This window comes from Streptomyces sp. NPDC059567 (assembly GCF_042735655.1).
In the GTDB taxonomy this organism is placed as follows: Bacteria; Actinomycetota; Actinomycetes; order Streptomycetales; family Streptomycetaceae; genus Streptomyces.
The window spans coordinates 101,496-122,617 of sequence record NZ_JBHWBS010000009.1 but is presented as its reverse complement, the minus strand read 5'-3'; the positions used below and the strand labels follow the sequence as shown (position 1 = coordinate 122,617).

Annotated in this window: 18 protein-coding genes; 10 read left to right on the top strand and 8 right to left on the bottom strand. The window is 72.1% G+C overall.

Annotation, left to right across the window (positions count from 1 at the left end):
* Positions 1-10: 10 nt before the first annotated feature.
* Positions 11-1,591, top strand: a complete 1,581-nt coding sequence (locus ACFVZW_RS07445; RefSeq protein WP_384518056.1) for an amidohydrolase — start codon at positions 11-13, stop codon at positions 1,589-1,591.
* A 104-nt stretch (positions 1,592-1,695) separates the two neighbouring features.
* The gene (locus ACFVZW_RS07440; RefSeq protein ID WP_384518053.1) at positions 1,696-2,694 is read left to right on the top strand and encodes a hypothetical protein; all 999 of its coding nucleotides are present in this window, start codon (positions 1,696-1,698) and stop codon (positions 2,692-2,694) included.
* A 104-nt stretch (positions 2,695-2,798) separates the two neighbouring features.
* Here ACFVZW_RS07440 and ACFVZW_RS07435 read toward each other — a convergent pair whose 3' ends face one another.
* From ACFVZW_RS07435 to ACFVZW_RS07400, 8 genes are all read right to left on the bottom strand, one after another.
* Complete coding sequence (locus ACFVZW_RS07435; RefSeq protein ID WP_384518050.1) at positions 2,799-3,251, bottom strand: hypothetical protein; 453 nt, start codon at positions 3,249-3,251, stop codon at positions 2,799-2,801.
* A 116-nt stretch (positions 3,252-3,367) separates the two neighbouring features.
* Entirely contained in the window at positions 3,368-4,768 is a 1,401-nt protein-coding gene (locus ACFVZW_RS07430; RefSeq protein ID WP_384518047.1) for an aminobutyraldehyde dehydrogenase, read from the bottom strand.
* Entirely contained in the window at positions 4,761-6,077 is a 1,317-nt protein-coding gene (locus ACFVZW_RS07425) for a flavin monoamine oxidase family protein (protein ID WP_384518044.1), read from the bottom strand. Before ACFVZW_RS07425 ends, ACFVZW_RS07430 begins: the two co-directional genes overlap by 8 nt.
* A gap of 33 nt (positions 6,078-6,110) precedes the next feature.
* Complete coding sequence (locus tag ACFVZW_RS07420) at positions 6,111-7,211, bottom strand: ABC transporter ATP-binding protein (protein WP_384518092.1); 1,101 nt, start codon at positions 7,209-7,211, stop codon at positions 6,111-6,113.
* Between the two features lie 5 nt (positions 7,212-7,216).
* Positions 7,217-8,224, bottom strand: a complete 1,008-nt coding sequence (locus ACFVZW_RS07415; protein WP_384518041.1) for an ABC transporter permease subunit — start codon at positions 8,222-8,224, stop codon at positions 7,217-7,219.
* Positions 8,225-8,274: 50 nt separating this feature from the next.
* Positions 8,275-9,147 (bottom strand): ABC transporter permease, encoded by an 873-nt coding sequence (locus ACFVZW_RS07410; RefSeq protein ID WP_384518038.1) that lies wholly within the window; start codon positions 9,145-9,147, stop codon positions 8,275-8,277.
* Position 9,148: 1 nt separating this feature from the next.
* Positions 9,149-10,279 carry a spermidine/putrescine ABC transporter substrate-binding protein gene (locus ACFVZW_RS07405; protein WP_384518035.1) on the bottom strand — a complete coding sequence of 377 codons (1,131 nt, stop codon included), beginning with the start codon at positions 10,277-10,279 and terminating at the stop codon, positions 9,149-9,151.
* 284 nt (positions 10,280-10,563) lie between these two features.
* Complete coding sequence (locus tag ACFVZW_RS07400; protein ID WP_384518032.1) at positions 10,564-11,904, bottom strand: SRPBCC family protein; 1,341 nt, start codon at positions 11,902-11,904, stop codon at positions 10,564-10,566.
* A gap of 450 nt (positions 11,905-12,354) precedes the next feature.
* Between ACFVZW_RS07400 and ACFVZW_RS07395 the strand changes: the two genes are divergently transcribed.
* The 8 genes from ACFVZW_RS07395 (at position 12,355) to ACFVZW_RS07360 (ending at position 21,082) form a co-directional block, all read left to right on the top strand.
* Positions 12,355-13,041: a hypothetical protein gene (locus ACFVZW_RS07395; RefSeq protein WP_384518029.1), complete on the top strand. Its 687-nt coding sequence runs from the start codon at positions 12,355-12,357 to the stop codon at positions 13,039-13,041.
* Positions 13,038-14,372 (top strand): NADH-ubiquinone oxidoreductase-F iron-sulfur binding region domain-containing protein, encoded by a 1,335-nt coding sequence (locus ACFVZW_RS07390; protein WP_384518026.1) that lies wholly within the window; start codon positions 13,038-13,040, stop codon positions 14,370-14,372. The genes ACFVZW_RS07395 and ACFVZW_RS07390 overlap by 4 nt, the downstream gene beginning before the upstream one ends.
* Positions 14,369-14,560: a ferredoxin gene (locus tag ACFVZW_RS07385; protein WP_384518023.1), complete on the top strand. Its 192-nt coding sequence runs from the start codon at positions 14,369-14,371 to the stop codon at positions 14,558-14,560. Before ACFVZW_RS07390 ends, ACFVZW_RS07385 begins: the two co-directional genes overlap by 4 nt.
* Before the next feature lies 1 nt (position 14,561).
* On the top strand, positions 14,562-16,826 hold the full coding sequence (locus ACFVZW_RS07380; RefSeq protein ID WP_384518020.1) for an acetate--CoA ligase family protein: 2,265 nt from the start codon (positions 14,562-14,564) through the stop codon (positions 16,824-16,826).
* A 209-nt stretch (positions 16,827-17,035) separates the two neighbouring features.
* Positions 17,036-18,208 carry an acyl-CoA dehydrogenase family protein gene (locus ACFVZW_RS07375; protein WP_384518017.1) on the top strand — a complete coding sequence of 391 codons (1,173 nt, stop codon included), beginning with the start codon at positions 17,036-17,038 and terminating at the stop codon, positions 18,206-18,208.
* A gap of 123 nt (positions 18,209-18,331) precedes the next feature.
* Positions 18,332-19,519, top strand: a complete 1,188-nt coding sequence (locus tag ACFVZW_RS07370; RefSeq protein ID WP_384518014.1) for an acyl-CoA dehydrogenase family protein — start codon at positions 18,332-18,334, stop codon at positions 19,517-19,519.
* Positions 19,516-20,400, top strand: a complete 885-nt coding sequence (locus ACFVZW_RS07365) for a 3-hydroxybutyryl-CoA dehydrogenase (protein ID WP_384518012.1) — start codon at positions 19,516-19,518, stop codon at positions 20,398-20,400. The genes ACFVZW_RS07370 and ACFVZW_RS07365 overlap by 4 nt, the downstream gene beginning before the upstream one ends.
* A 70-nt stretch (positions 20,401-20,470) precedes the next feature.
* Positions 20,471-21,082: a TetR/AcrR family transcriptional regulator gene (locus ACFVZW_RS07360; RefSeq protein WP_383550781.1), complete on the top strand. Its 612-nt coding sequence runs from the start codon at positions 20,471-20,473 to the stop codon at positions 21,080-21,082.
* Positions 21,083-21,122 lie beyond the last annotated feature (40 nt).

Below are 21,122 nucleotides of genomic sequence, written 5' to 3'. Positions count from 1 at the left end.
CGGACCACCCATGCTCTGTACGAGGCTGACCAACGCGCACATCATCACCATGGACCCGGACCACCCCGTCGCGCACGACCTGGGCACCTGGAGGGGCCGGATCGTGGGCCTGGACGAGGCCGTCACCTCGCTCCCGGCACGCGAGGTGATCGACCTCCAGGGCGCCACCGTGCTGCCGGGGTTCATCGACAGCCACGTGCACCTGGCCTGGACGGGGCTGAAGGCGAGCACCCCGAGCGTCGCACCGTGCGAACGCGTCGAGGACGTGCTGGCGGTCGTCGACGAGGCCGCCTCCCGGAAGGCGTCTCCCGGCGCATGGGTGGACATCGCCGGGTACGACCAGCGGTCCCTGGGTCGCCATCTGACCGCGAGGGAGCTGGACGGGGTCAGCCACGGCCGCAAGGTGTTCCTGATGCACGACTCCGGACACGCCTGCGTGGTCAACAGCGCCGTCCTGGACATGCTTCCCGCCGACATCCCGCAGCAGGACGGCTTCCTGGCGGAGAGCGCCATGACCGCGGCTCGGCGACTGCGCCTCCCGTACGCGCAGACCGAACTCGCCGACGCGATCGAGCATGCCGCCCGCGTCTGTCTCCTTGAGGGCATCACCGCCTGCGCCGAGGCCGGGATCGGAGGCGGCCTGCTGGGCCACAGCCCCGTCGAACTCGGCGCCTACCAGCTGCTGCGCGACCAGGGCCGACTGCCCTTGAGGATCCAGCTCATGGCGGCCGGAGACACCTTGAGGCCGCTCGGCGCCCACACGGACGACGGCATCCCACGCGCCCTGGACCTCGGTGTGCGCACCGGCTTCGGTGACGACTGGCTCTCCCTCGGCGCCCTGAAGATCTACACCGACGGCGGCATGATGGCGCGTACCGCCGCCCTCACCTCCCCGTACGAAGGCACGTCCCAGACGGGCCAGTTGCAGGACGACCCCGAACGCCTGGCCGACCTGATCGTCGACGGACACCTCGCCGGCTGGCAGCTTGCCGTCCACGCCATCGGCGACCGCGCGGCCGACCTCGCCCTGGACGCCCTGGAGCGGGCCCAGCGCCTGCGCCCCCGCCCGGAAGCGCGCCACCGCATCGAACACGCCGGCCTGATCCGCCCCGACCAGCTCCCCCGCATGGCCCGTCTCGGAATCAGCGCCGTGATCCAGCCCAACTTCCTGCGCTACTTCGGCGACGACTACGCGACGATCATGGGGGAGGAGCGGGCGACCTGGATGTACCGCGGTCGCGCCTTCCTCGACCACGGCGTCACCCTCGTCGCCAGCTCCGACCGCCCCGTGACGGACGGCGCGCCACTGCGCGCGATCCAGTTCATGGTGGAACGAGCCTCCACCTCGGGCCGGATCATCGGCCCCGACGAGACCGTCACCGTCGACGAGGCACTCCGCGCCTACACCGTCGCCGGCGCCTACGCCTCCCACTGGACCGACACCGCCGGCACCCTCACCCCGGGCAAGCGCGCCGACTTCGTCGTCCTGGAAGACGACCCACGCCGGGTGGATCCGTCGAGGATCGGCGACATCCAGGTCGTGTCGACCTTCGTGGACGGCCGGAACGCGACGGACGGCTGGAAGCCCTGACCACACCGCCCGCCGGCGACCGACATCGCCGGAGCGCTGTCGGCGACGCCTGCTCTCATGCCTGTATGCGCCCCGTCCCTGGGCGCATACAGGGGGGAACGCTGATGCGACACGGACTTCGCGCTGCCATGGGGGCGGCGGCACTGCTGCTCACGGTCTCGACGGGCTGCTCGGGCGGTGAGGCGAGCCCCGAGGTGCCGACCGCCTCCGGCGCCTCGGCCTCGAACGTCGCGCCGTCCCCGTCGCCTCCGGACCTGACCGAGGTGATCGACCGGACTCGTACCGAGCTGATCGCTGCGGTGGGCACGGGAGCCGACGCCCCCGGGCGGCAGGGGCTGATGCTGGTCGAGGCGTGGCCGGACGGCGCCGCCTACGCCTGGGAGACCCGCGACCAGCGCCTGTGCTCGGCCACGGTCGCCGCGACCACGGTCCGGGAACGGGGCTGCGCCCACAACCCCCTGGACCCGCCCGTCCGATCCCCCAGGGGAGTCCAAGCGGTCTACACCCTCTTCACCGACGGCTGGGTGCGGCTCTTCGCCGCCGACCACCAGGAGGTGACCTCCGCGACCTGCGGCGACACGCCCGTGGAAGTACGCCGGGTCGGCACGGTCGCGAGCGGGGCACGGACGCTGTACGCGGTGTGGTTCCCGGACTACACGAAGGGCAGCCTCGCCCTGTCGCTGAGCCACGACGGCGCGACATCCGGGACCCTGTTCGACCTCGGCGAAGCCGGCGACCACGCCTGCGTCCCGACCGGGCCCGAGTACGCTACCGCGGACGCCGTCATGAAGGCCATGGGCGCAGGCGGGGTCGAGTGCAGGCTGCTGCGCCGCGCCCAGGCCAACTTCGGCTCGGGTCTCGACTGCTTGGCCGAGGTCGACGGAGCGGAGGTGGAGAACGAGATCCATGTACTCGATCCCGCCAGGTTCACCCACGACGACATCGGCGACTCCATCGCCGGCCGACGTCAACCCCCGTACAGCCACACCATCGTGGCCGCGGGCAACTGGTACGTCTGGGTCAGGAACCCGGACTACGCGCCCCAGGTCGCCAAGGCGTTGCAGGGCGTGCTCCTGAAGCCCCTGGAGGAGGGCAAGGGCTGAGGAACGCCCCTGGCCGGTGGGCTGCCGCACACGTGCGGCGTGGCGGCGCCCACCGGCTCGTGGACTCGTGCCCAGTCACAGCAAGCAGAAGTGTCACTCCAGACTCAGCGCCCGTACGTGTCGTGGCAGAGGCCGACGATGTCCGGTGAGACGACACCGTGAGCCTGGCGGCACAGGGATCGCATTCCCGGATTCTGCTGAGGGGTGCGCTTCGGCGTCGACTTGCGCTGCTTCTTCGGCGCGGAGGTGGGCTTCGCGTGCTTGCGGTGGGGTGTCGCCTGCCCGCGCTGCGGCTGGTCGGGATGGACAGGGCGCCGGGGCGGCGCGCTTCGGTTCTGCTTCCTTTCCGGTTCGGTGGACTCGAGCGCTTCGCGTGGGGCGGCCTGCCGGGGAACCGGCCAGTCCGCCACCGGGCTCGGAGGGCGTACGGCGGCGGGCGCGAGGTCGGCAGGGCGGGCGGGTGGCGCGGGGGCCGGGGCGTTGGGGAGTGAGACGCATCCGGTGGTGATCAGGAGCGCGGCCAGGAGGAGCGGTGCGGCGGTGCGGCGAGGGTGCATGTGCCCACGCTGCCCGACCTGGGACTGCTCGCGTACGACGCAGGGCAGCGGACCACCGTGACGAGTGAACGAAGTCCCGAGCAGCGCACCGCGGATGGACGCCGCCCCCGCCCGGACTACAGCATCACGTGTTTGACCTGGGTGTAGTCCAGGAGGCCGGACAGGGACAGATCACTGCCGTAGCCGGAGTGTTTGACTCCGCCGTGGGGCATCTCGGAGACTGTCGTGCCGTGGGTGTTGACCCAGACGATCCCGGTGTGGAGCGCCCGCGTCGCACGCATCGCGCGGTCGTGGTCCCTGGTCCACACGCTCGCCGCGAGGCCGAAGCGGACATCGTCGGCCAGGTGGAGGGCCTCGGCCTCGTCGGTGAAGGGCTGGACGGTCACGACCGGGCCGAAGATCTCCTCCTGCACGATCTCGTCGTCCTGGCGCACCCCGGCGACGACCGTCGGCTCGTGGAAGAAGCCCGGCCGTGGCACGAGCCCGCCGCCCGTGACGACGTCGGCATGGGCCGGCAGTCGGGTCAACAGAGCCTGCACCGAGGCCAGTTGAGTCGCGCTGTTGAGCGGTCCCAGGTCCGTGCCGACACGGAGTTCGCGCGTCGCCGCCGTGAAAGCAGCCAGGAACGCGTCGTGGATCCGCTCCTGGACCAGGAACCGCGTGGGGGCCGTGCAGTCCTGGCCCGCGTTGTAGAAGGCTACCCCGGCGAGTGCCGACGCGGTGGACTCGATGTCGACGTCGTCGTGGACGATGACGGGGGCGTTGCCGCCGAGCTCCAGATGGACCCGCTTCAGGCCGGCCGCCGCGGCGGCCGCGATCTCCTGGCCCGCTCGGACGCTGCCCGTGACCGCGATCAGGGCGACGGAGCGGTGCGCGGTGAGGGCCCGGCCGGTGTCGCGGTCGCCGCAGACCACGTTGAGGACGCCCGGGGGCAGGTGGTGGGCGGCGATGCGGGCCAGCAGCACGGACGAGGACGGGGTCGTGTCGGCGGGCTTGAGGACACTGGTGTTGCCGGCGGCGAGGGCGGGGGCGATCTTCCACGCCGCCATCATCAGCGGGTAGTTCCAAGGGGTGATCTGGGCGCAGACACCGACCGGCTCGCGGCGCAGCAGCGAAGTGCGGCCCTCGGTGTACTCGGCCGCGGCGGCGCCCGGCAGGTTCCGCGCGGCTCCGGCGAAATAGCGGACGGTGTCGACGATCGCGGGCAGCTCCTCGGTCCGGAACTGCTCCGGTGGCTTTCCGGTGTCCGCGGTCTCCGCGGCCGTCAAGGCGTCCGCGTGTTCCTCGATCGCGTCGGCGACGGCGAGCAGGGCGCGCTGCCGGGTGGCCGGAGTGGTCGTGGACCACTGCGTGTACGCGGCCGCCGCCGCGGCGCAGGCGGCGTCCGTGTCCCCTTGGCCGGAGCGCGGCGCGTGGCCGTGCACGCGCCCGGTGGAGGGGTCCACCAGCTCCATCGTCTCGCCCGAGACGGAGGGGCGGTCCTCGCCCCCGATGTGGTTCCGCAGAGCGTCAGCCACGGCGCAGCGCCTCCTCGGCGGCGGCGCGACCGGTACGGACCGCGCCTTCCATGTAGCCGGCCACCCACTGGTCGGAGCCACAGACGTAGAAGGGCGGTTCGTGGGTGCCGTGCAGGGGCCCGACGGCCATGACGTCGCCGGGGGTCCACTGGGTGACGTACCCCTGGGTCCACGGGTCGGTACCCCACAGCCGCAGGTACGTGGCGAGCGGCCGGTGAGCCTCCTCGCCGTAGAGACAGGCGATGTCGGCGAGCAGCTCGTCCGTGCGGAACGGGCCGGGGATGCCGAGCAGCACGCCGTAGCGTTCCGGCGGGACCAGGGCCGAGAGGATGCCGTCGCTCTGCGGCCAGGTGCTGCCGAGGACGCCTTCGCATTCCGAGAGGCCGCTGAGGCCGCGGTCGCGCCAGAAGGAAAGGTCGTAGGCGGCCGTGAACTTGGCGGCGAGGGCGTGGCGTTGGCGGTGGAGCGAAGCCAGGCGCTCGTCGGTCACGCCGGTGACGGCGACCGAGCGGAGCGGGCCGACGGGGAGGGCGCTGACGACGGCGCCCGCCGTGAGGGTCTCGCCCCCCGCGAGGCGGACCGTGCAGCCGCCGGGCCGGCGGACCGCCACAGCCTCGACGGGTGCGCCGGTTCGTACCCGGCCGTCGAGCTCCGCCGCCATGCGCAGGGCGACCGTCGCCGATCCCTCGGCCACGCGCAGCCCCTCCCACGCCTCGTAGTCGTAGTGTCCGGGACCGGGAACGGCCGCGTGCTTGCGGAGCGCGGCCAGCAAGGACGTCCGTTCGTACGAGCCGTCGGCGAGGGCGAGTTGACCGATCTCCCAGAGACGCACGACCGCCGGGGTCGCGCCCTGAGCGCGCAGCCAGTCGCCGACGGACAGCCGGTCGAGGGCGGTGGCGTCGGGGTGGGCCCACGGGTCGTCGGGGTCGACGCCGCCCGCGAGTGCGGAGAAGGCGGCGGTGATCTCGGCGTGGCAGGCGTCGTCGCCGGGACCGAACCAGTGGGGCGGATCCCCGGCGGAGATCCCTTCCGCGGTGGCGCGCACGAGGTCGCCGGGTTCGGCGACGTAGCTGGGGACGAGGGTGAGGCCCAACTCCTCGGCGAGGGCGGTGTACGCGGTGTGCGCCCGGCCGACCACCTCGCCGCCGAGCTGGACGAGACGGCCGTCGGGGAGGGCGGCCTGTTCGACGCGTCCGCCGACGCGGTCACGGGCCTCGACGACGAGGACGTCGGCTCCGCCCGCGGCCAGGTCGCGCGCGGCGACGAGGCCGGCGAGCCCTGCGCCGAGCACGATGACGTCGTGGTTCATGGATGTTCTCCGATCGGTGCCGGGGCGGGCGGTTCAGTCGAGGACGAGGCAGTGTTCGGGCTTCCAGCCGATCTCGACCTGCTCACCGCCGCTCCAGCGGTCCTCCATACGGGAACGGAAGGTGTTCTGCTCCAGTACGTGCACGGTGATACCGGGGGCCAGTTCGATCAGATACGTGGTGGTCGGTCCGGAGTAGACGGTCTCCCGTACGACGCCGGTGACCTGGGCCATGCCGGCTTCGAAGTCGGAGAGCCAGATCTTCTCGGGGCGGATGGAGAGGCTGACCCTGCTGCCCTCGACGACCCCGGAACGGGCGCCGACGGGCAGGGCGGGGCCCTGGTCGAGCACGACCTCGCCGGAGCGGTAGGTGCCCGGGACGAGGTTGGAGGTGCCGAGGAAGGAGGCGGTGAAGCTGCTGGTGGGCCGCTCGTACACGTCCTCCGGTGTGCCGCACTGCTCGATGCGGCCCTCGTTCATGACCGCGAGACGGTCCGACATGGTCAGCGCCTCGTCCTGGTCGTGGGTGACGAAGAGGAAGGTGATGCCGACCTCGCGCTGGATCTGCTTGAGCTCGACCTGCATCCGGCGACGGAGCTTCAGGTCGAGGGCGGCCAGCGGCTCGTCGAGCAGCAGCACCTGGGGCCGGTTGACCAGGGCGCGGGCGAGCGCGACGCGCTGCCGCTGGCCGCCGGAGAGCGTGGGCGGCTTGCGGTCGGCGAGACCGCCGAGCTGGACGAGGTCGAGCATGTCGGCGACCCGTCGGCGGATCTCGGCGCGCGGGACGCCCTTGCGCTTGAGGCCGAAGGCCACGTTGTCCGCAAGCGAGAGGTGGTCGAAGAGCGCGTAGCTCTGGAAGACGGTGTTGACGTTGCGCTTGTTGGGCGGGAGGCCGGTCACGTCCTCGCCGTCGAGCAGGACGCTGCCTTCGGTGGGGTCGGCGAAGCCGCCGATCATGCGGAGGAGAGTGGTCTTGCCGCAGCCGGAGGGGCCGAGGAGGGAGAAGAACTCACCCGTGGCGATGTCGAGGCTGATGTCGCGGACGGCATAGGCGTGAGGGGAGGAGGCCCGGGCGGCGGGCGCGCCGGCGTACTGCTTGCTGACCCGGTCGAGCCGGACGGCGGGGTGCGGGTGCATGGAGGTCACTTCCCGGAGAGAAGGTCGAGGCCGCCGCGCCGGCCGAACAGGCGCGGGATGGCGAGCGCGAGGACGATGAGTCCGATGGAGCCGGCCAGCATGAGGGTGCCGACGGCGTTGATGGTGGGCTGGACGCCGAACCTGATCGCCGAGTAGATGCGGACCGACAGGGGCTGCGGGTCGACGCCGGTGGTGAAGTAGGCGAGGACGAAGTCGTCGAAGACGAGGGCGAAGATCAGGACCGCCGAGGCGAGGATGCTGGGAAGCAGCGCGGGCAGGGTGACGAGGCGCAGTGCCTGTCGGCGGGTGGCGCCGAGGTCCATCGCGGCCTCCTCGATCTCCGGGTTGAGGGCGGCGATGCGCGAGCGCAGGATCACCGTCACGTAGGAGATGGAGAACGTGATCTCGGCGAGCATCACGGTCGTGGTGGACAGGGTGATGCCCAGACCCTTGAACAGGAGCATCGCGGCGACGCCGGTGACGATCTCCGGGGTGATCAGCGGGACGAGCATGACCAGACCGGCGAAGGAGCCGAGCCGGCCGCGGCTGCGGACCAGGCCGAGCGCCAGGGCGACGCCGAGGATCAGCGAGCCGGCCATGGCGACGAGGGAGACGCGCAGGCTCATGCCGAGCGAGTCGAGGAGCACGTCGTCGCGGAGGAACGCCCCGTACCAGCGCAGACTGACGTCTTCGAAGACGGTGAGCGACTTCTGCGAGTTGAAGGAGAAGAGGACGACGACGCCGACGGGGAGGTAGAGCAGGGCGAAGAAGACGGCGGTGACCGCGATGGCGAAGCGGGGCCGGCCTTCGGCTCCGCGGCGCGCCACGGACGTGCGTCGGGCGGCGGGAGGGGCGCTTGCGGGCGTGCCCTGGAGGGATGTCGGGGGCTCGGCGGGCTGGTTGCTCTGGGAGCCGGATGGCGGGTCGGCCGGGGGCCCGGCCGTAGCGTGGTCCGGCTGGGAGGCTGCCTGCGGGGCCGACTGCGGGTCGGGCTGCGTGTCGGTCTGCGGCACGGTCCGAGCGTTCGCCGAGCCCGTGGACTGTGGTGGAGGAACCGGTCGGGTCATCGGGCCGCCTCCGCCTCGTCCTTGCGGGTACGTCGCAGATAGCCGAGCATCCCGAGGAACAGGACCGTCATCAGCAGCATGGTCAGGGCCGAGCCGAGCGGCCAGTTCTGGCCCTGGAAGAACTTGTCCTGGATCAGGTTGCCGATCATGATCTGGTCGGGGCCTCCCATGAGTTGGGCGCTGACGAAGTCACCCATGGCGGGCAGGAAGACGAGGACGCAGCCGGCGGCCGCGCCCTGCCGGGTGGCGGGGACGGTGACGAAGAGGAAGGTCCGCAGGGGACCTCCGTACAGGTCGCGTCCGGCCTCGATGAGCGAGGTGTCCATGCGTTCCATGGCCGCGTAAAGCGGGATGATCATGAAGACGACGAAGCCGTAGACGAGTCCGGCGACGACGCCGACGCCGGTCTGCAGGATCCTGGTGCCGTCGTCGGCGACACCGATCGCGCGCAGGGCCGTCAGCAGCGGTCCGTCGTCGGAGAGGACGACGGACCAGCCGTACATCCGTACCAGGTAGTTGGCGAAGAAGGGCACGACGATCGCGGCGATCAGGAGGTTCTTGAAGCGTCCGCCGCTCATCGCGATGGCGTACGCGACCGGGTAGGCCACGGCCAGGCAGATGACGCAGGTGATCAGCGCATAGCCGAGGGAGCGCAGCAGGACGGTGCGGTACGCCGGGTCGGCCAACGCGGCGATGTTGTCGAAGTCGAGCCCGAACCGCGGGTTCCCGAGCGGGTCGGTGGTGCCGAACGCGAGGGTCGCCACCAGGATCAGCGAGGCGACGAGGAAGGCGGTCATCCACAAGGTGCCGGGGAGCATCAGCCAGGTCCACAGCCGGTCCGGCCGCCGCCGTCGATTGCGTGGTTCCATGTCAGCCGGCCTTCACATCGGTCCAGGCGGCGTCGCGGGCCTTCTCGCCCTGCGCGGTGCCGTTGCGGTAGAACAGGTCGTCCTTCAGGTCGGACGTGGTCACCTGACACTGGGGGAAGGGCTCCACGAGCGCGGCGTACGTGTCCTCACTGCCGCGGACCGGCATCGGGTAGCCGATGTACTCGATGTTCTTCTTCACGTTCTCCGGACGGAGCATGTAGTCGATGAAGAGCATCGCCGTGCCGGGGTGTGGCGCGTCGGCGGGGATGGCGTAGCAGTCGGAGTTGACGGGAGCGCCCTCCTGGGCGACCTGGAAGCCGAAGACGGAGGGGTCCTTGGCCTGGGCGAGCATGGCGGCCATGTCCCCGCTCCACGCCTGGGTCATGTCGGCGTTGCCGTTGAGGAGGTTGTTGTAGCTGTCGCTCGAGAAGCCGCGCAGCCGTGGGCGGAGCGAGCGGAGGGTGTCGGTGACGAGTTCGAGGTCGTCGGGGCGGTCGGTGGTGAGACGGAGGTGGTGCTTGAGCGCGCCGATGCCGAGCACCTCGTCGCGGTCGTCGAGGACGAAGACCTTGCCCTTGGCCTTCTCGTTCCACAAGTCGTCCCAGGAGCCCGTCAGATCGCCGAGCCGGTCCCTGCGCCAGCCGATGCCGGTCTTGTACATGGTGAAGGGGACCGTGTGCTCGGACAGCGGGTCGTACCAGGGGTTGGCGAAGTAGTCGTAGGTGCCGAAGACCGACTCGGCGTTCGTCAGCCGGGTGTGGTCGATCCGGCGGAGTCTGCCTCCCTGGGTGAGGCGCTCCGCCCACTTCGCGGTGGGGAAGACGATGTCGTAGCGGTTACCGGCGTTGAGCTTGGCGACCATGCCTTCCATGGAGTCGAAGTTCGACTGGACGACCTTGACGCCGTACTCCTTCTCGAAGCCCGCGAAGACGGCGGGGTCGACGAAGTCGGCCCAGTTGAAATAGACCAGGTCGCCGTCGATCTTGACGTCGATCGGCTTGTCCTCGGCCGCCTTTGCGGCCGGGTCGCCGGCGGATGCGAATCCACAGCCGGCCGCCGTGAGGCCGAGGGCCGCGGCGCTGCCGGCGCGGAGCAGTGAACGTCGGGACAGGGAACGTGCCTCGGGGGACATCTGGGTCCTCTCCGTAGGGCCGCAGGGGGACGGCGGAGGAACGAACGGGGCGTCGGGGCGCGGTGCGCGAGGACGCGGTGCGTGCGGCGGCGCTGTGGGGGCGAAGTGCGTGGTGCCCAGGCTCCGAAGGCGGGTGGAGTGGGCAGCCGTTCGCGCCCTTCGTGGGCCGCGATGGTGCCGTGCCGATCGGGTCGTGGTCGCGCGGTGCGTGTGGGGTACGGATCGGGGCCGTACGGCACGAGTCGCGGGCGGCGGCCGGGAGCGGCGCCACTAGCCGCGGCGGCTCACCCGTCGGCGGTATCGAGATCCGCCCGGATGCGTTCGGCGAACCAACCCACCGCCGACTCGCGGCGCGACAGGGGACCGGGCTCGAACCCGGGGGTGGAGAGACCTCGTTGGACGCGGGCGACCAGCTCGGCGTCCTCGTCGTTGGTGATCCAGCCGATGTGGATGTTGAGGCGCCGGGCGAGCCTGGTGCGCAGGCTCGTCCCGCGGCGGGTGTAGAACCCGCCGGGTACGGCGACGCGCTCCGTCGCCGTCGGGATCGCGGTCCAGGCGAGGACGTGGTCGGGGTAGAAGTCGATGAGGGTGTTGGGGTAGATCACCGCGTACCGCCAGACCCGCCGGTCGGCCTCGGCCAGGCCGGGCATGGGTGCGGCGATGCGCTGGTAGAGGCGTTCGGCCCAGTTCGAGGACGGCTTGTCCCGCAGGGGCGAGGTGAAGAGTACGTAGGACTCCTCGATCTCGCAGGTGTAGCCCTGGTAGTCGAGCAGCCGCATCAGGCCCGGATGGGCCACCGGGACGTGGTACCCCTCCAGGTAGTTGTCGACCGCCACCTTCCAGTTGGCTTCCTGCACTTCGGCGCCGGCCAGGTCGTGGATCCGGTCGCTGCCGATCGGTACCAGGTCGGCTCCTGCGTAGTGACCGACGGCCTCGGCGAGTCCCGCGCACTGCTCGGCCAGCGGTACGGCGTCGAGATCGAGATTGACGAAGACGAAGCCGAGGAACGACTCGACGCGGGCCGGGAACAGACCGAGACGGGGCTTGTCGAGGCAGGGGATCTGGCGCGCCTCCGGGGCTCCGACGAGGCTTCCGTCGAGTCGGTACGTCCAGCCGTGGTACGGGCAGCGGATCGCCTTTCCGGCCGGTTCGGGGTCGGTGACCAGGCGCGTTCCGCGGTGGCGGCACACGTTGAGGTGGGCGGCCAGACCGCCGTCCTCGGTGCGGACGACCAGGACCTCCCGGTCCGCGACCTTGGCTGCGAGCCGGGCTCCGGGGTTCGGCAGGTCGGACTCGTGACAGACGACCTGCCAGGACTTGGCGAAGACATGCCGCATCTCCGCGGCGGTGGTGTCGGGGTCGGTGTAGTAGCGGGCCGAGAGTGCGGGACCGGGGACGTCCTGGTCGGAGTTGTTCCGGCTCGGAGCTTTTCGGCTCGGAGCGGTCGGGCCTGGAGCGCTCTGGGCGGGGGAGGCCAGGGTGGGGGCTTCCTTGGCGGTGCCGACCGGGGTGGTGGTGCTCTCGGCGGGGGCTTCTTGCGTGGGGGTTTCCTGGGCCGGAGCGTCCTGGCCGGACGGGCTCCGGCCGGGCGGGGCGAGCGGAGTTTCGGGGGCTCTGGATTGCATCGTGTGACTCCTCCGTGCCGGCCGTGCGGCGATCGGTGTCGGGCATCGATGTCGAGACGACCCAGCTGAGGGCAGGCGGTCGGGGCGGGCGCCGGGACCAGACTGACCGATTGGACAGCCAGAGTGCTGGCTGAATTCCGTCGGGTCAAGACTTGTACGCTGACCGATCGGTCAGCTAGCGTTGTTCCTGGCTGACCGATCGGTCAGTGAATCTGTTCCACGTCGCTGCTCCGGCGTCCATCCGCCTCTGACCTGCGCATCTGCTCGTCGGACCGGACGCAGCCCGGCGCGCCCCGGCACCCGCCAGGGGCCCGCGCACCTCTTCCTCCCTCCTCTGCCGCACGCCCCTCGGCGCACCGCCGACGAGCTCCGGGCCCTGTACCCCGCCCTCGGCTCCCTCGGCCCACCCGTCCGGTCGGTCACGGCACCCCACCACTCGCGGAGGCACCCATGAGCGCTCGTCGGCGTCTGGACTGGCTCGGGCTCACCCCCGAACCGGAGCGGGAACTGCCCGCGGCGGTCGCCGCGCTGCGCGCCGCCTCGGGGGCGGCGCCGGGCGCCGCGTACAACCCGGCCGCCGTCCGGGCGGAACTCGCGGCCGCCGAGCGGCGCCGCGTGGAACGCCTGGTCCTGCGGGGCAGCCGGCACAGCTGGCTGCGCTACCTCGCCGAGGTCACCGCCCTGGTCACATCCGTGGCGGCTCGGACGGCGGGGGCCGACGACGTGCAGAGCGAACGCGGCGGCCAAGGCCGCCTTGATGGCCAGGGCATCGGCGACAGTCAATCCGCAGGCAGCCGGCCAGGCGATGGCCAGGGCCAAGGCCAATACGGCGGCGATGGCCAAGGCTGCCGAGACAGCCAGGGCGACGGCCAAAGCCAGGGCCAAAGCCAGGGCCAAGGCCGGCGCCGAGCGCCCAACCGCGCCCCCGACCCTCACCACGTCGAGAACACCCCGCCACCCCCGCCCGACGACCACGCGGCCGCCCTGCTGGCCGCCGAGGTGGTCCTCGACCACCACCGCATGCTCATCGGCCTCCCGGGCGCGGGATACGGCCGCACCTCCGGGGACCGCGCCGCGCTCGAAAGGGCGGTACGGACCCTGCGCACCCAGCACCCCCGCACTGGAGAGAGCCGATGACCACGATCCGCCACCCGACGGCGCAGTCCCCGGGATCCGTACTCGGAGCGGCCCCGGACGTCACCGAGAGCGCCGCGGCCTACCGTGCGACCGGCGGGTACGCCGACGCCGCCGGCCCGGACGAGTTGCTGCGTCACCTGGAGGCGTCCGGACTCCGGGGCCGCGGCGGGGCCGGTTTCCCGGCCGCCGTGAAGCTGCGCGCCGTACGCGAGCGCGGCGGCGCCCCGGTCGTCGTGGCCAACGGCGAGGAGGGGGAGCCCGGCTCGGTCAAGGACCGCTGGCTGCTGCGGGCCCGTCCCCACCTCGTCCTCGACGGCCTCGTCCACGCGGCCGCGATGACCGGTGCCGTACGCGGCTACGTCTACCTCTCGGACCCGGAGGCGGGCGCCCGCGTCCGCCGGGCCCTCGCCGAGCATCCTTCACCCCTGCCCGTCGAGGTCGTGGAGACCGCCCACACCTACGTCGCCGGCGAGGAGTCCGCGGTCGTACGCAGGATCGACGGCGGCCCGGCCCTGCCCACCGCCAAACCACCCCGCCCCTTCGAGAAGGGCGTCGGTGGCGCGCCGACCCTGGTCGCCAACGTCGAAACGCTCGCCCGGATCGCCCTGACGGCGGCACGTCCCGGGCTGCGTGAGCGGATCGCCGACACCACCCTGGTCACGCTGTCCGGCGGGACCACGGGCGCGGTGCTCACCGAAGTCCCGTACGGCGTCCCGCTGCGCACCCTCGCGGCTCTCCAGGGCACGCCGGACGCGGCCGGCGCGCTCATGGGCGGACTGTTCGGCGGACTCGTCGATGCCCGCGCCCTGGACCTCCCCCTCGAACCCGACGCCCTCGCCGCGGCCGGCACCGCCCTCGGCTGCGGAGCGATGCGCTTCCTCGCCGCCGGCACCTGCCCGGTGTCCGTCGCCGCCGACGCCGTCGGCCACCTCGCGGCCGAGAGCGCGCGCCAGTGCGGAGTCTGCGTCTCCGGTACGGGGGCGATCCGCGACGCGCTGGACGCCCTCGCCGCAGGCTCGGCCGGGCCCGACACCGCCGCCCGGCTGCACCGCTGGTCGCAGGGCCTGCCGGGGCGCGGCGCGTGCGGCCTGCTCGACGCCGCCGCGTACACCGCGGCCAGCCTCCTGCGCGCCTTCCCCGACCTCGTCCCGCACCACCTCGACCTGCCGTGCGCCGCCTGCGCCGCACGCCCCCAGGCGGGCGCTCCCGGACGACTGACCGTGGCCGTACCCGAGGTCATGGACGTCGCCGTCTCGGCCACCGCCCCGGCCGAGGCAACAGCCACCCCGACCGCCCGTTCTCCGCTGCCCGCGCTGAAAGGAACGCCGTGAAACTCCTGTTGGACTCCACCCTCTGCCAGGGCTACGGACTGTGCCAGGAGCACGCACCCGAGCTCGTCGAACTCGACGAATGGGGGTACGCCGACGTCATCGCCGTCTCCGTCCCGCCCGCCGCCGAGGACGAGGCGCGCGCCTGCGTCGCCAGCTGCCCCAACTCCGCCCTCCGACTGGAGCGTTGACATGGGACGCGACCTGACTTCGCTCTTCGACCCCGGCTCCGTCGCCGTCGTCGGCGCCAGCGACGACCCGGCCAAGTACGGCCACGCCGTGGCCTCCCAGGCGCTGCGCGCCCCCGACCGGCGCCCCGTGCACCTCGTCAACCGGCGCGGCGGCATCGTCCTCGGCCGGACGGCGGCCACCTCCCTCGCGGAGATCGGCGAACCCGTCGAGCTCGTGGTGATCTCCGTCCCCGGCGCAGGTTTCGAGGCCGCCGTCGACGACGCACTGGCCTGCGGGGCGAAGGCGATCGTCGGGATCACGGCCGGTTTCGCGGAGGCCGGCCCCGCCGGACTGGCCCGGCAGCGGGCGGTCGCCGCACGCGTCCGGGACGCCGGCGCCGTCCTCGTCGGCCCCAACTGCCTCGGCATCGCCGACAACACCACCGAGCTGTACCTCGCCTCGGACCGGTTCGCGCCCGGCGGAGTCGCTCTGCTGAGCCAGAGCGGCAACCTCGCCCTCGAACTCCAGCTCCGCGGCGCACCGCACGGCCTCGGCTTCTCCCGCTTCGTCTCCCTCGGCAACCAGGCCGACGTCACCCTCGTCGACCTCGTCGAGGACTGCGCCCGCCACGAGGCCACGTCGGTGATCGCCGTGTACGCGGAGGACTTCGGCGACGGCAGGGCCTTCGCGCGCGCCGCGGCCGAGGCAGGCAAGCCGGTGGTCCTGCTGACTGCCGGCCGGGGCAGCGCCTCGGCCCGCAGCGCCCAGTCGCACACCGGAGCGCTCACCACCTCGGCCGACGTGGTCGCCGCCGCCTGCCGCGACGCGGGCGTCGAACTCGTCCGTACGCCACGGGAGATGACCATCGTGCTGGCCGCACTCAGCGGCGGGGTGCATACGAGCGGACGGCGGACCGCGGTCTTCACCGACGGGGGCGGCCACGGCGCCATCGCGGCCGACGCCGCCGAGGACGCCGGCCTCGACGTGCCGGAGCTCGGCGCACCCACGCAGGACCGGCTGCGGACGGTGCTCTGGGAGCAGTCCGCGGTCGGCAACCCGGTCGACCTGGCGGGGATGGGGGAGCAGCGCCCTCTCTCGTACGCCGACACCGTCGCGGAACTGCTCGCGGCGGAGGAAGTCGACGCCGTCCTGATGACGGGGTACTTCGGTGGATACGCCGCCTCCGACGGCGGCCTGGGCGGCGGTCCGGCCGGTGGCTCCGTCCTGGCGGAGGGCGAGACGCGCGCGGCGAAGGAGATCGTGGCGCACCTCGCCCTCATGTCGAAGCCGCTGGTCGTGCAGTCGATGTACCCGCAGTCGCCGAGCTGCAGGGTGCTGGTCGAGGGTGGTGTGCCGGTGTTCTCCGCCACGGAGGACGCGGCCCGCGCCCTGGCGGCGATGACCGGCCGGGCGGCGGCCTGTTCGTCGCCCGGGGCGCCGTCGGGGACTCCCGTCGAGTCGCCCTCCGAGCCCTCGGCACATCTGTTGTCGGGATCGGAATCCGGGTCGCCCGCCGGGCCGTCGGCGCATCCGTTGTCTGGACCGGCATCCGGGGTGCCCTCCGGGTCGCCCTCCGAGCCGTCGGCACGGCCGTCGTCCGGATCCCCGTGCGTCGCGTCGCCCGGGATCGCCCCGCTCCCCGTCGCTCGGCCGCCGCTGAGGGACCCCGGCTACCACGGGATCCGGGCCCTGCTCGAAGAAGCCGGGGTGCCCTTCCCGCCCGCCCGCGAGATCACCGACGAGGCCGGACTGCTGGCCGCGGCGGGGGAGTTCGAGGGCCCGTACGTCCTGAAGGCCCTCCACGTGCTGCACAAGTCCGACGCGGGCGGAGTGGCGCTGCGCCTGGCCGACCGCGGCGCTCTCCTCGCCGCGTACCGGGACATGCATGCCCGACTCGGCGCCCCCTCGTACTCGGTCGAGGCGATGGCCGACCTCTCGGACGGCGTCGAGCTGATCGTGGGCGTGAACCGCGACCCGCGGTTCGGTCCGGTGGCCATGGTCGGGCTCGGCGGGGTCCTCACCGAGACCCTGCGCGACGTCGCCTTCTCGCTCGCGCCCGTCCCGGCCTCGCGCGCCGAGGACCTGCTCCACGGCCTGCGGACGGCCGCGCTCCTTGCGGGAGTACGGGGCCGGCCGGCCGTCGACGTGGCCGCCGCGGCCGCCGTGATCGAACGCATCACCGCCGTCGCCGCCGCCCACCCGGAGATCGCCGAGCTGGAGGTCAACCCCCTGCTCGTACGCCCGGAAGGCGCCCTGGCATTGGACGCCCGGGCCGTCCTGGGCTGACCGCCCGGTACAGCCGCACCGCTACCCGGTACAGCCGCACCGCTACCCGGTACAGCCGCACCGCTACCCGGTACAGCCGCACCGCCCCATCCCCATCCCCGGACGGGGACGGGCCTTCCCGTCCCCGTCCCCGGACACACAGGCCGTCCCAGGCCGCCCGCCCCGCCTCGCCCATTCTCATCCCCACCACCTCTGCCCTGGAGGACACGATGGACTTCCGCTACACACCCGAGCAGGCCGACCTCAAGGCCCGGGCCGCCGCCTACACCCGGCTGCTGATGACGTACGAGGACCAGTCCGAGGAGGCCGGCGGCCCGCTGCCCTCCGACACCGTCCGCGAACTGACGCGCGCCGCCGTCGACGCGGGCGTCTACGCCATCAACATGCCCGCCGAATGGGGCGGGGCCGGCCTCTCCCTCCTCGACCAGGTGATCGTCGAGGAGGAGTTCGGCAAGGTCACCAACTGCCTCTGGGACATTCCCTGGCGGCCCGCGAACGTCCTCGCGTACGGCACCGAGGAGCAGCGTGAGAAGTACCTGCTGCCCGTGATCCGGGGCGAGCGCTTCGACGCCTTCGCGGTGACCGAGCCCGGAGCGGGTTCCGACCCCGGCTCGGGCACCAGCACCGCGACTCGTACCGACGGCGGCTGGCTGCTGAACGGCGAGAAGTGGTTCGTGACCTGCGGGGACATCGCCGACTTCCTGTTGGTGCAGGCCGACGCGGGTCCGGAGCGGGCCGCGACGCTGTTCTTCGTCGACAAGCAGGCGCCGGGCGTGGAGATGACCCGGGTCCCGCGCTTCATGCACTCCGCGGTCAACGGGCATCCCGAGTTCACCTTCACCGACGTGTTCGTCCCCGACGAGGACGTGCTCGGCGGGGTCGGGAACGGCTACGAGCTGACGAAGGAGTGGTTCACCGACGAGCGGCTGATGATCGCCGCCCGGACCGTGGGGGCGGCCGAGCGGGCCCTGGAGCTGGCCCGCGACTGGGCGGTGGAACGCCGCCAGTTCGGTTCCCCCATCGCCGACTTCCAGCTGATCCAGGGGATGCTCGCCGACTGCGCCGTCGACATCGCCGTCAACCGCGCCTACACCCACCAGGTCGCCTGGGAGGCCGATCAGCCGCTCACCGACCGCAAGACCCTGCACGCCAAGGCCTCGACGGCGAAGCTCGCGGCGAGCGAGGCCGCCGGGCGGGTCGTCGACCGGTGCGTGCAGATCTTCGGCGGCCGCGGCTACGACCGCTCGTACCCGGTCGAGCGGATGTACCGCGAACTGCGCGTCGACCGCATCTGGGAGGGCACCTCCGAGATCCAGCGCTTGATCATCGCCAACGAGCTGATCAAGCGCGGCACCCGGGCACTCGCGCTGCCCAGCTCCTGACTGCCCGTCCGCGACGTCCCCACGTCCCCACGACGACGCCCCCACCACGACTGCCTGTCTGCGACCTCCCGTCCGCGACTTCCCGTCCGCGACTTCTGCTCCCCGACCCAGAGGACTCACCCCATGGACTTCCGTCTCACCGCCCGCCAGGAAGAGCTCAAGGGCGCGGCGCGCGCCCTGACCGACTTCATCACGAAGTACGAGCTCGACTGCGAGGAGAACAACGGTCTGCCCCCGCAGGCCCACACCGAGATCCGCGACGCCGTCCTCGACAGCGGTCTGCAGGCGGTGAACATGCCGGCGGAGTGGGGCGGCGCGGGCCTCACCATCCTGGAGCAGGTCACGGTGCAGGAGGAGCTGGGCCGGCTCACCGGCGCCCTGTGGGACATGGTGTGGCGCCCGGCCAACGCCCTCTCCTTCTGCACGCCCGAGCAGCGCGAGCGGTACCTCGTGCCCGTGATCCGGGGGCAGCGCCGCGACTGCTACGCCGTGAGCGAGCGGGAGGCCGGCTCCGACCCGCAGAGCCTGCGGACCACGGCGACGCGGACCACGGGCGGCTGGGTGCTCAACGGCGAGAAGTGGTTCGTCACCGTCGGCGACCACGCCGACTTCATGATCGTGCTCGCCGTGGCGGGGGAGGAGCGGGCCCCGACGCTCTTCCTCGTCGACAAGGACACACCCGGCGTCGAGATGACCCGTGTGCCCCGCTGGATGCACACATTCGTCTACGAGCACCCCGAGTTCACCTTCACCGATGTGCACGTCCCCGACGACGCCGTGCTCGGGGAGGTGGGCAACGGTTACGACATCACCCGCTCCTGGTTCTCCGAGGAGCGGCTCATGATCGCCGCCCGGACGATCGGGGCGGCCGAGCGGGCCTTGGAGCTGGCTCGCGACTGGGCGGTCGAGCGCCGGCAGTTCGGTTCCCCCATCGCCGACTTCCAGTTGATCCAGGGGATGCTCGCCGACTGTGCCGTCGACATCGCAGTCAATCGTGCCTACACCCACCAGGTCGCCTGGGAGGTCGACGAGGGCCGGATCGACCGCAAGACGCTGCACGCCAAGGCGGCCATCGCCAAGCTGTCGGCGAGCGAGGCGTCCGGCCGTGTCATCGACCGGTGTCTGCAGATCTTCGGCGGCCGCGGCTACGACCGCTCGTACCCCGTCGAGCGCCTCTACCGCGAACTGCGCGTCGACCGCATCTGGGAAGGCACCTCCGAGATCCAGCGTCTGATCGTCGCGGGCGAACTGGTCAAGCGGGGCACGGGAGTTCTGCAGATGCCGGCCGCGCGGGAGACGGCCAACCGATGACCGACGTCGAACGGGTCGGGATCGTGGGATGCGGCCTGATGGGCTCCGGCATCGCCGAGGTCTGCGCCAAGGCCGGCAGGGACGTCGTGGTGATGGAGTCGGACGGACCGGCCGCGGAGGCCGGCCTGCGCCGCATCACCCGCTCCCTGGCGCGGGCCACGGCCGCCGGGAAGCTGACGGCGGCCGAACGGGACGCCGCGACCGGCCGGATCACGCTGACCACGGACTGGGACCGGATGGCGGACCGGGACCTCGTCGTCGAGGCGGTGGCCGAGGACGAGCGGGCGAAGCTGGAGGTCTTCGCCCGGCTCGACGCGACGGTGGAACGCCGGGACGCCGTGCTGGCGACGAACACCTCCTCCATCCCGGTCATCCGGCTGGCCGCCGTCACCTCGCGGCCGGCTCAGGTCATCGGACTGCACTTCTTCAACCCCGTACCGGTGCTACCCCTGGTCGAGCTCGTACCGTCCCTGCTCACCGGGGAGGAGACCGTACGGCGCGCGGAGGCCTTCGCCTCCGAGGCCCTGGGTAAACGGGTCATCCGCGCGAAGGACCGGTCCGGGTTCGTCGTGAACGCGCTCCTCGTGCCGTACCTGCTGGCCGCGGTGCGGATGGCGGAGTCCGGTACGGCGTCCGCGGAGGACATCGACCTGGGGATGACCCTGGGCTGCGCCCACCCGCTGGGACCGCTCGCACTGGCCGATCTGATCGGCCTGGACACCGTCCAGGCCATCGCGCGGTCGATGTACGCGGAGTACCGGGAGCCGCTGTACGCCCCGCCTCCGCTGCTGGCCCGGATGGTGGACGCGGGCATGCTCGGCCGCAAGACGGGTCGGGGGTTCCACACCTACCCGGCTCGAACGGGCGACGAGCAGGGATGATGGTCCGGCGGGCCCGGCCGGCCGGGCCCGCCCACCCGCTCCACAAGTACCGACACGGGGAGTAGCCAACGTGACCAAGGCCGAGCGCGCACTCGAGACGCGTGAGCGAATCCTCACGGCCGCGTGCGAGGTGATCGCCGACATCGGCTTCGAGAACATCAGCATGCGCAAGGTCGCCGAGCACGCCGGCGTGTCGAAGGCCCTGCTGCACTACCACTTCGACACCCGCGAGAAGCTCTTCGCCGAGGCGATGACGCACTCCTTCGCCCAGACCGGTACGGACCTCGACGCCGACGCCGACGAGGTCCCGGCGGCCGTCGTCCTGGCCCGCATCGTGAGCACCATGCTCCCGACGGACGCCGTACTCCGCCAGGACTGGAAGCTCTGGCAGGAGCTCTGGGTGCGTGCGGGCCGCGACACGACGGCCCGCCACCTCGCCGTCGACCTCTACGACCAACTCCACACCTGGGTCGGCGGCGCGGTCGAACGAGGCATCGCCTCAGGCGAGTTCACGGATTGCGACGTCGCCTCGGTCAGCACCCTGACCCTGGCACTCTGCGACGGTCTGGGCATCCGTGTGATGCTCGACGACCCCCGGGTCGATCTCGCCACGGCCAGATCGACGATCTGGCGAACGATCGCCCCCACCCTCGGAATCGCACCGGACTTCCCGGAGATCTGACGCCGTTCCCGGGCGTCGTGCTCCTCGCCGGGCTGTGGCA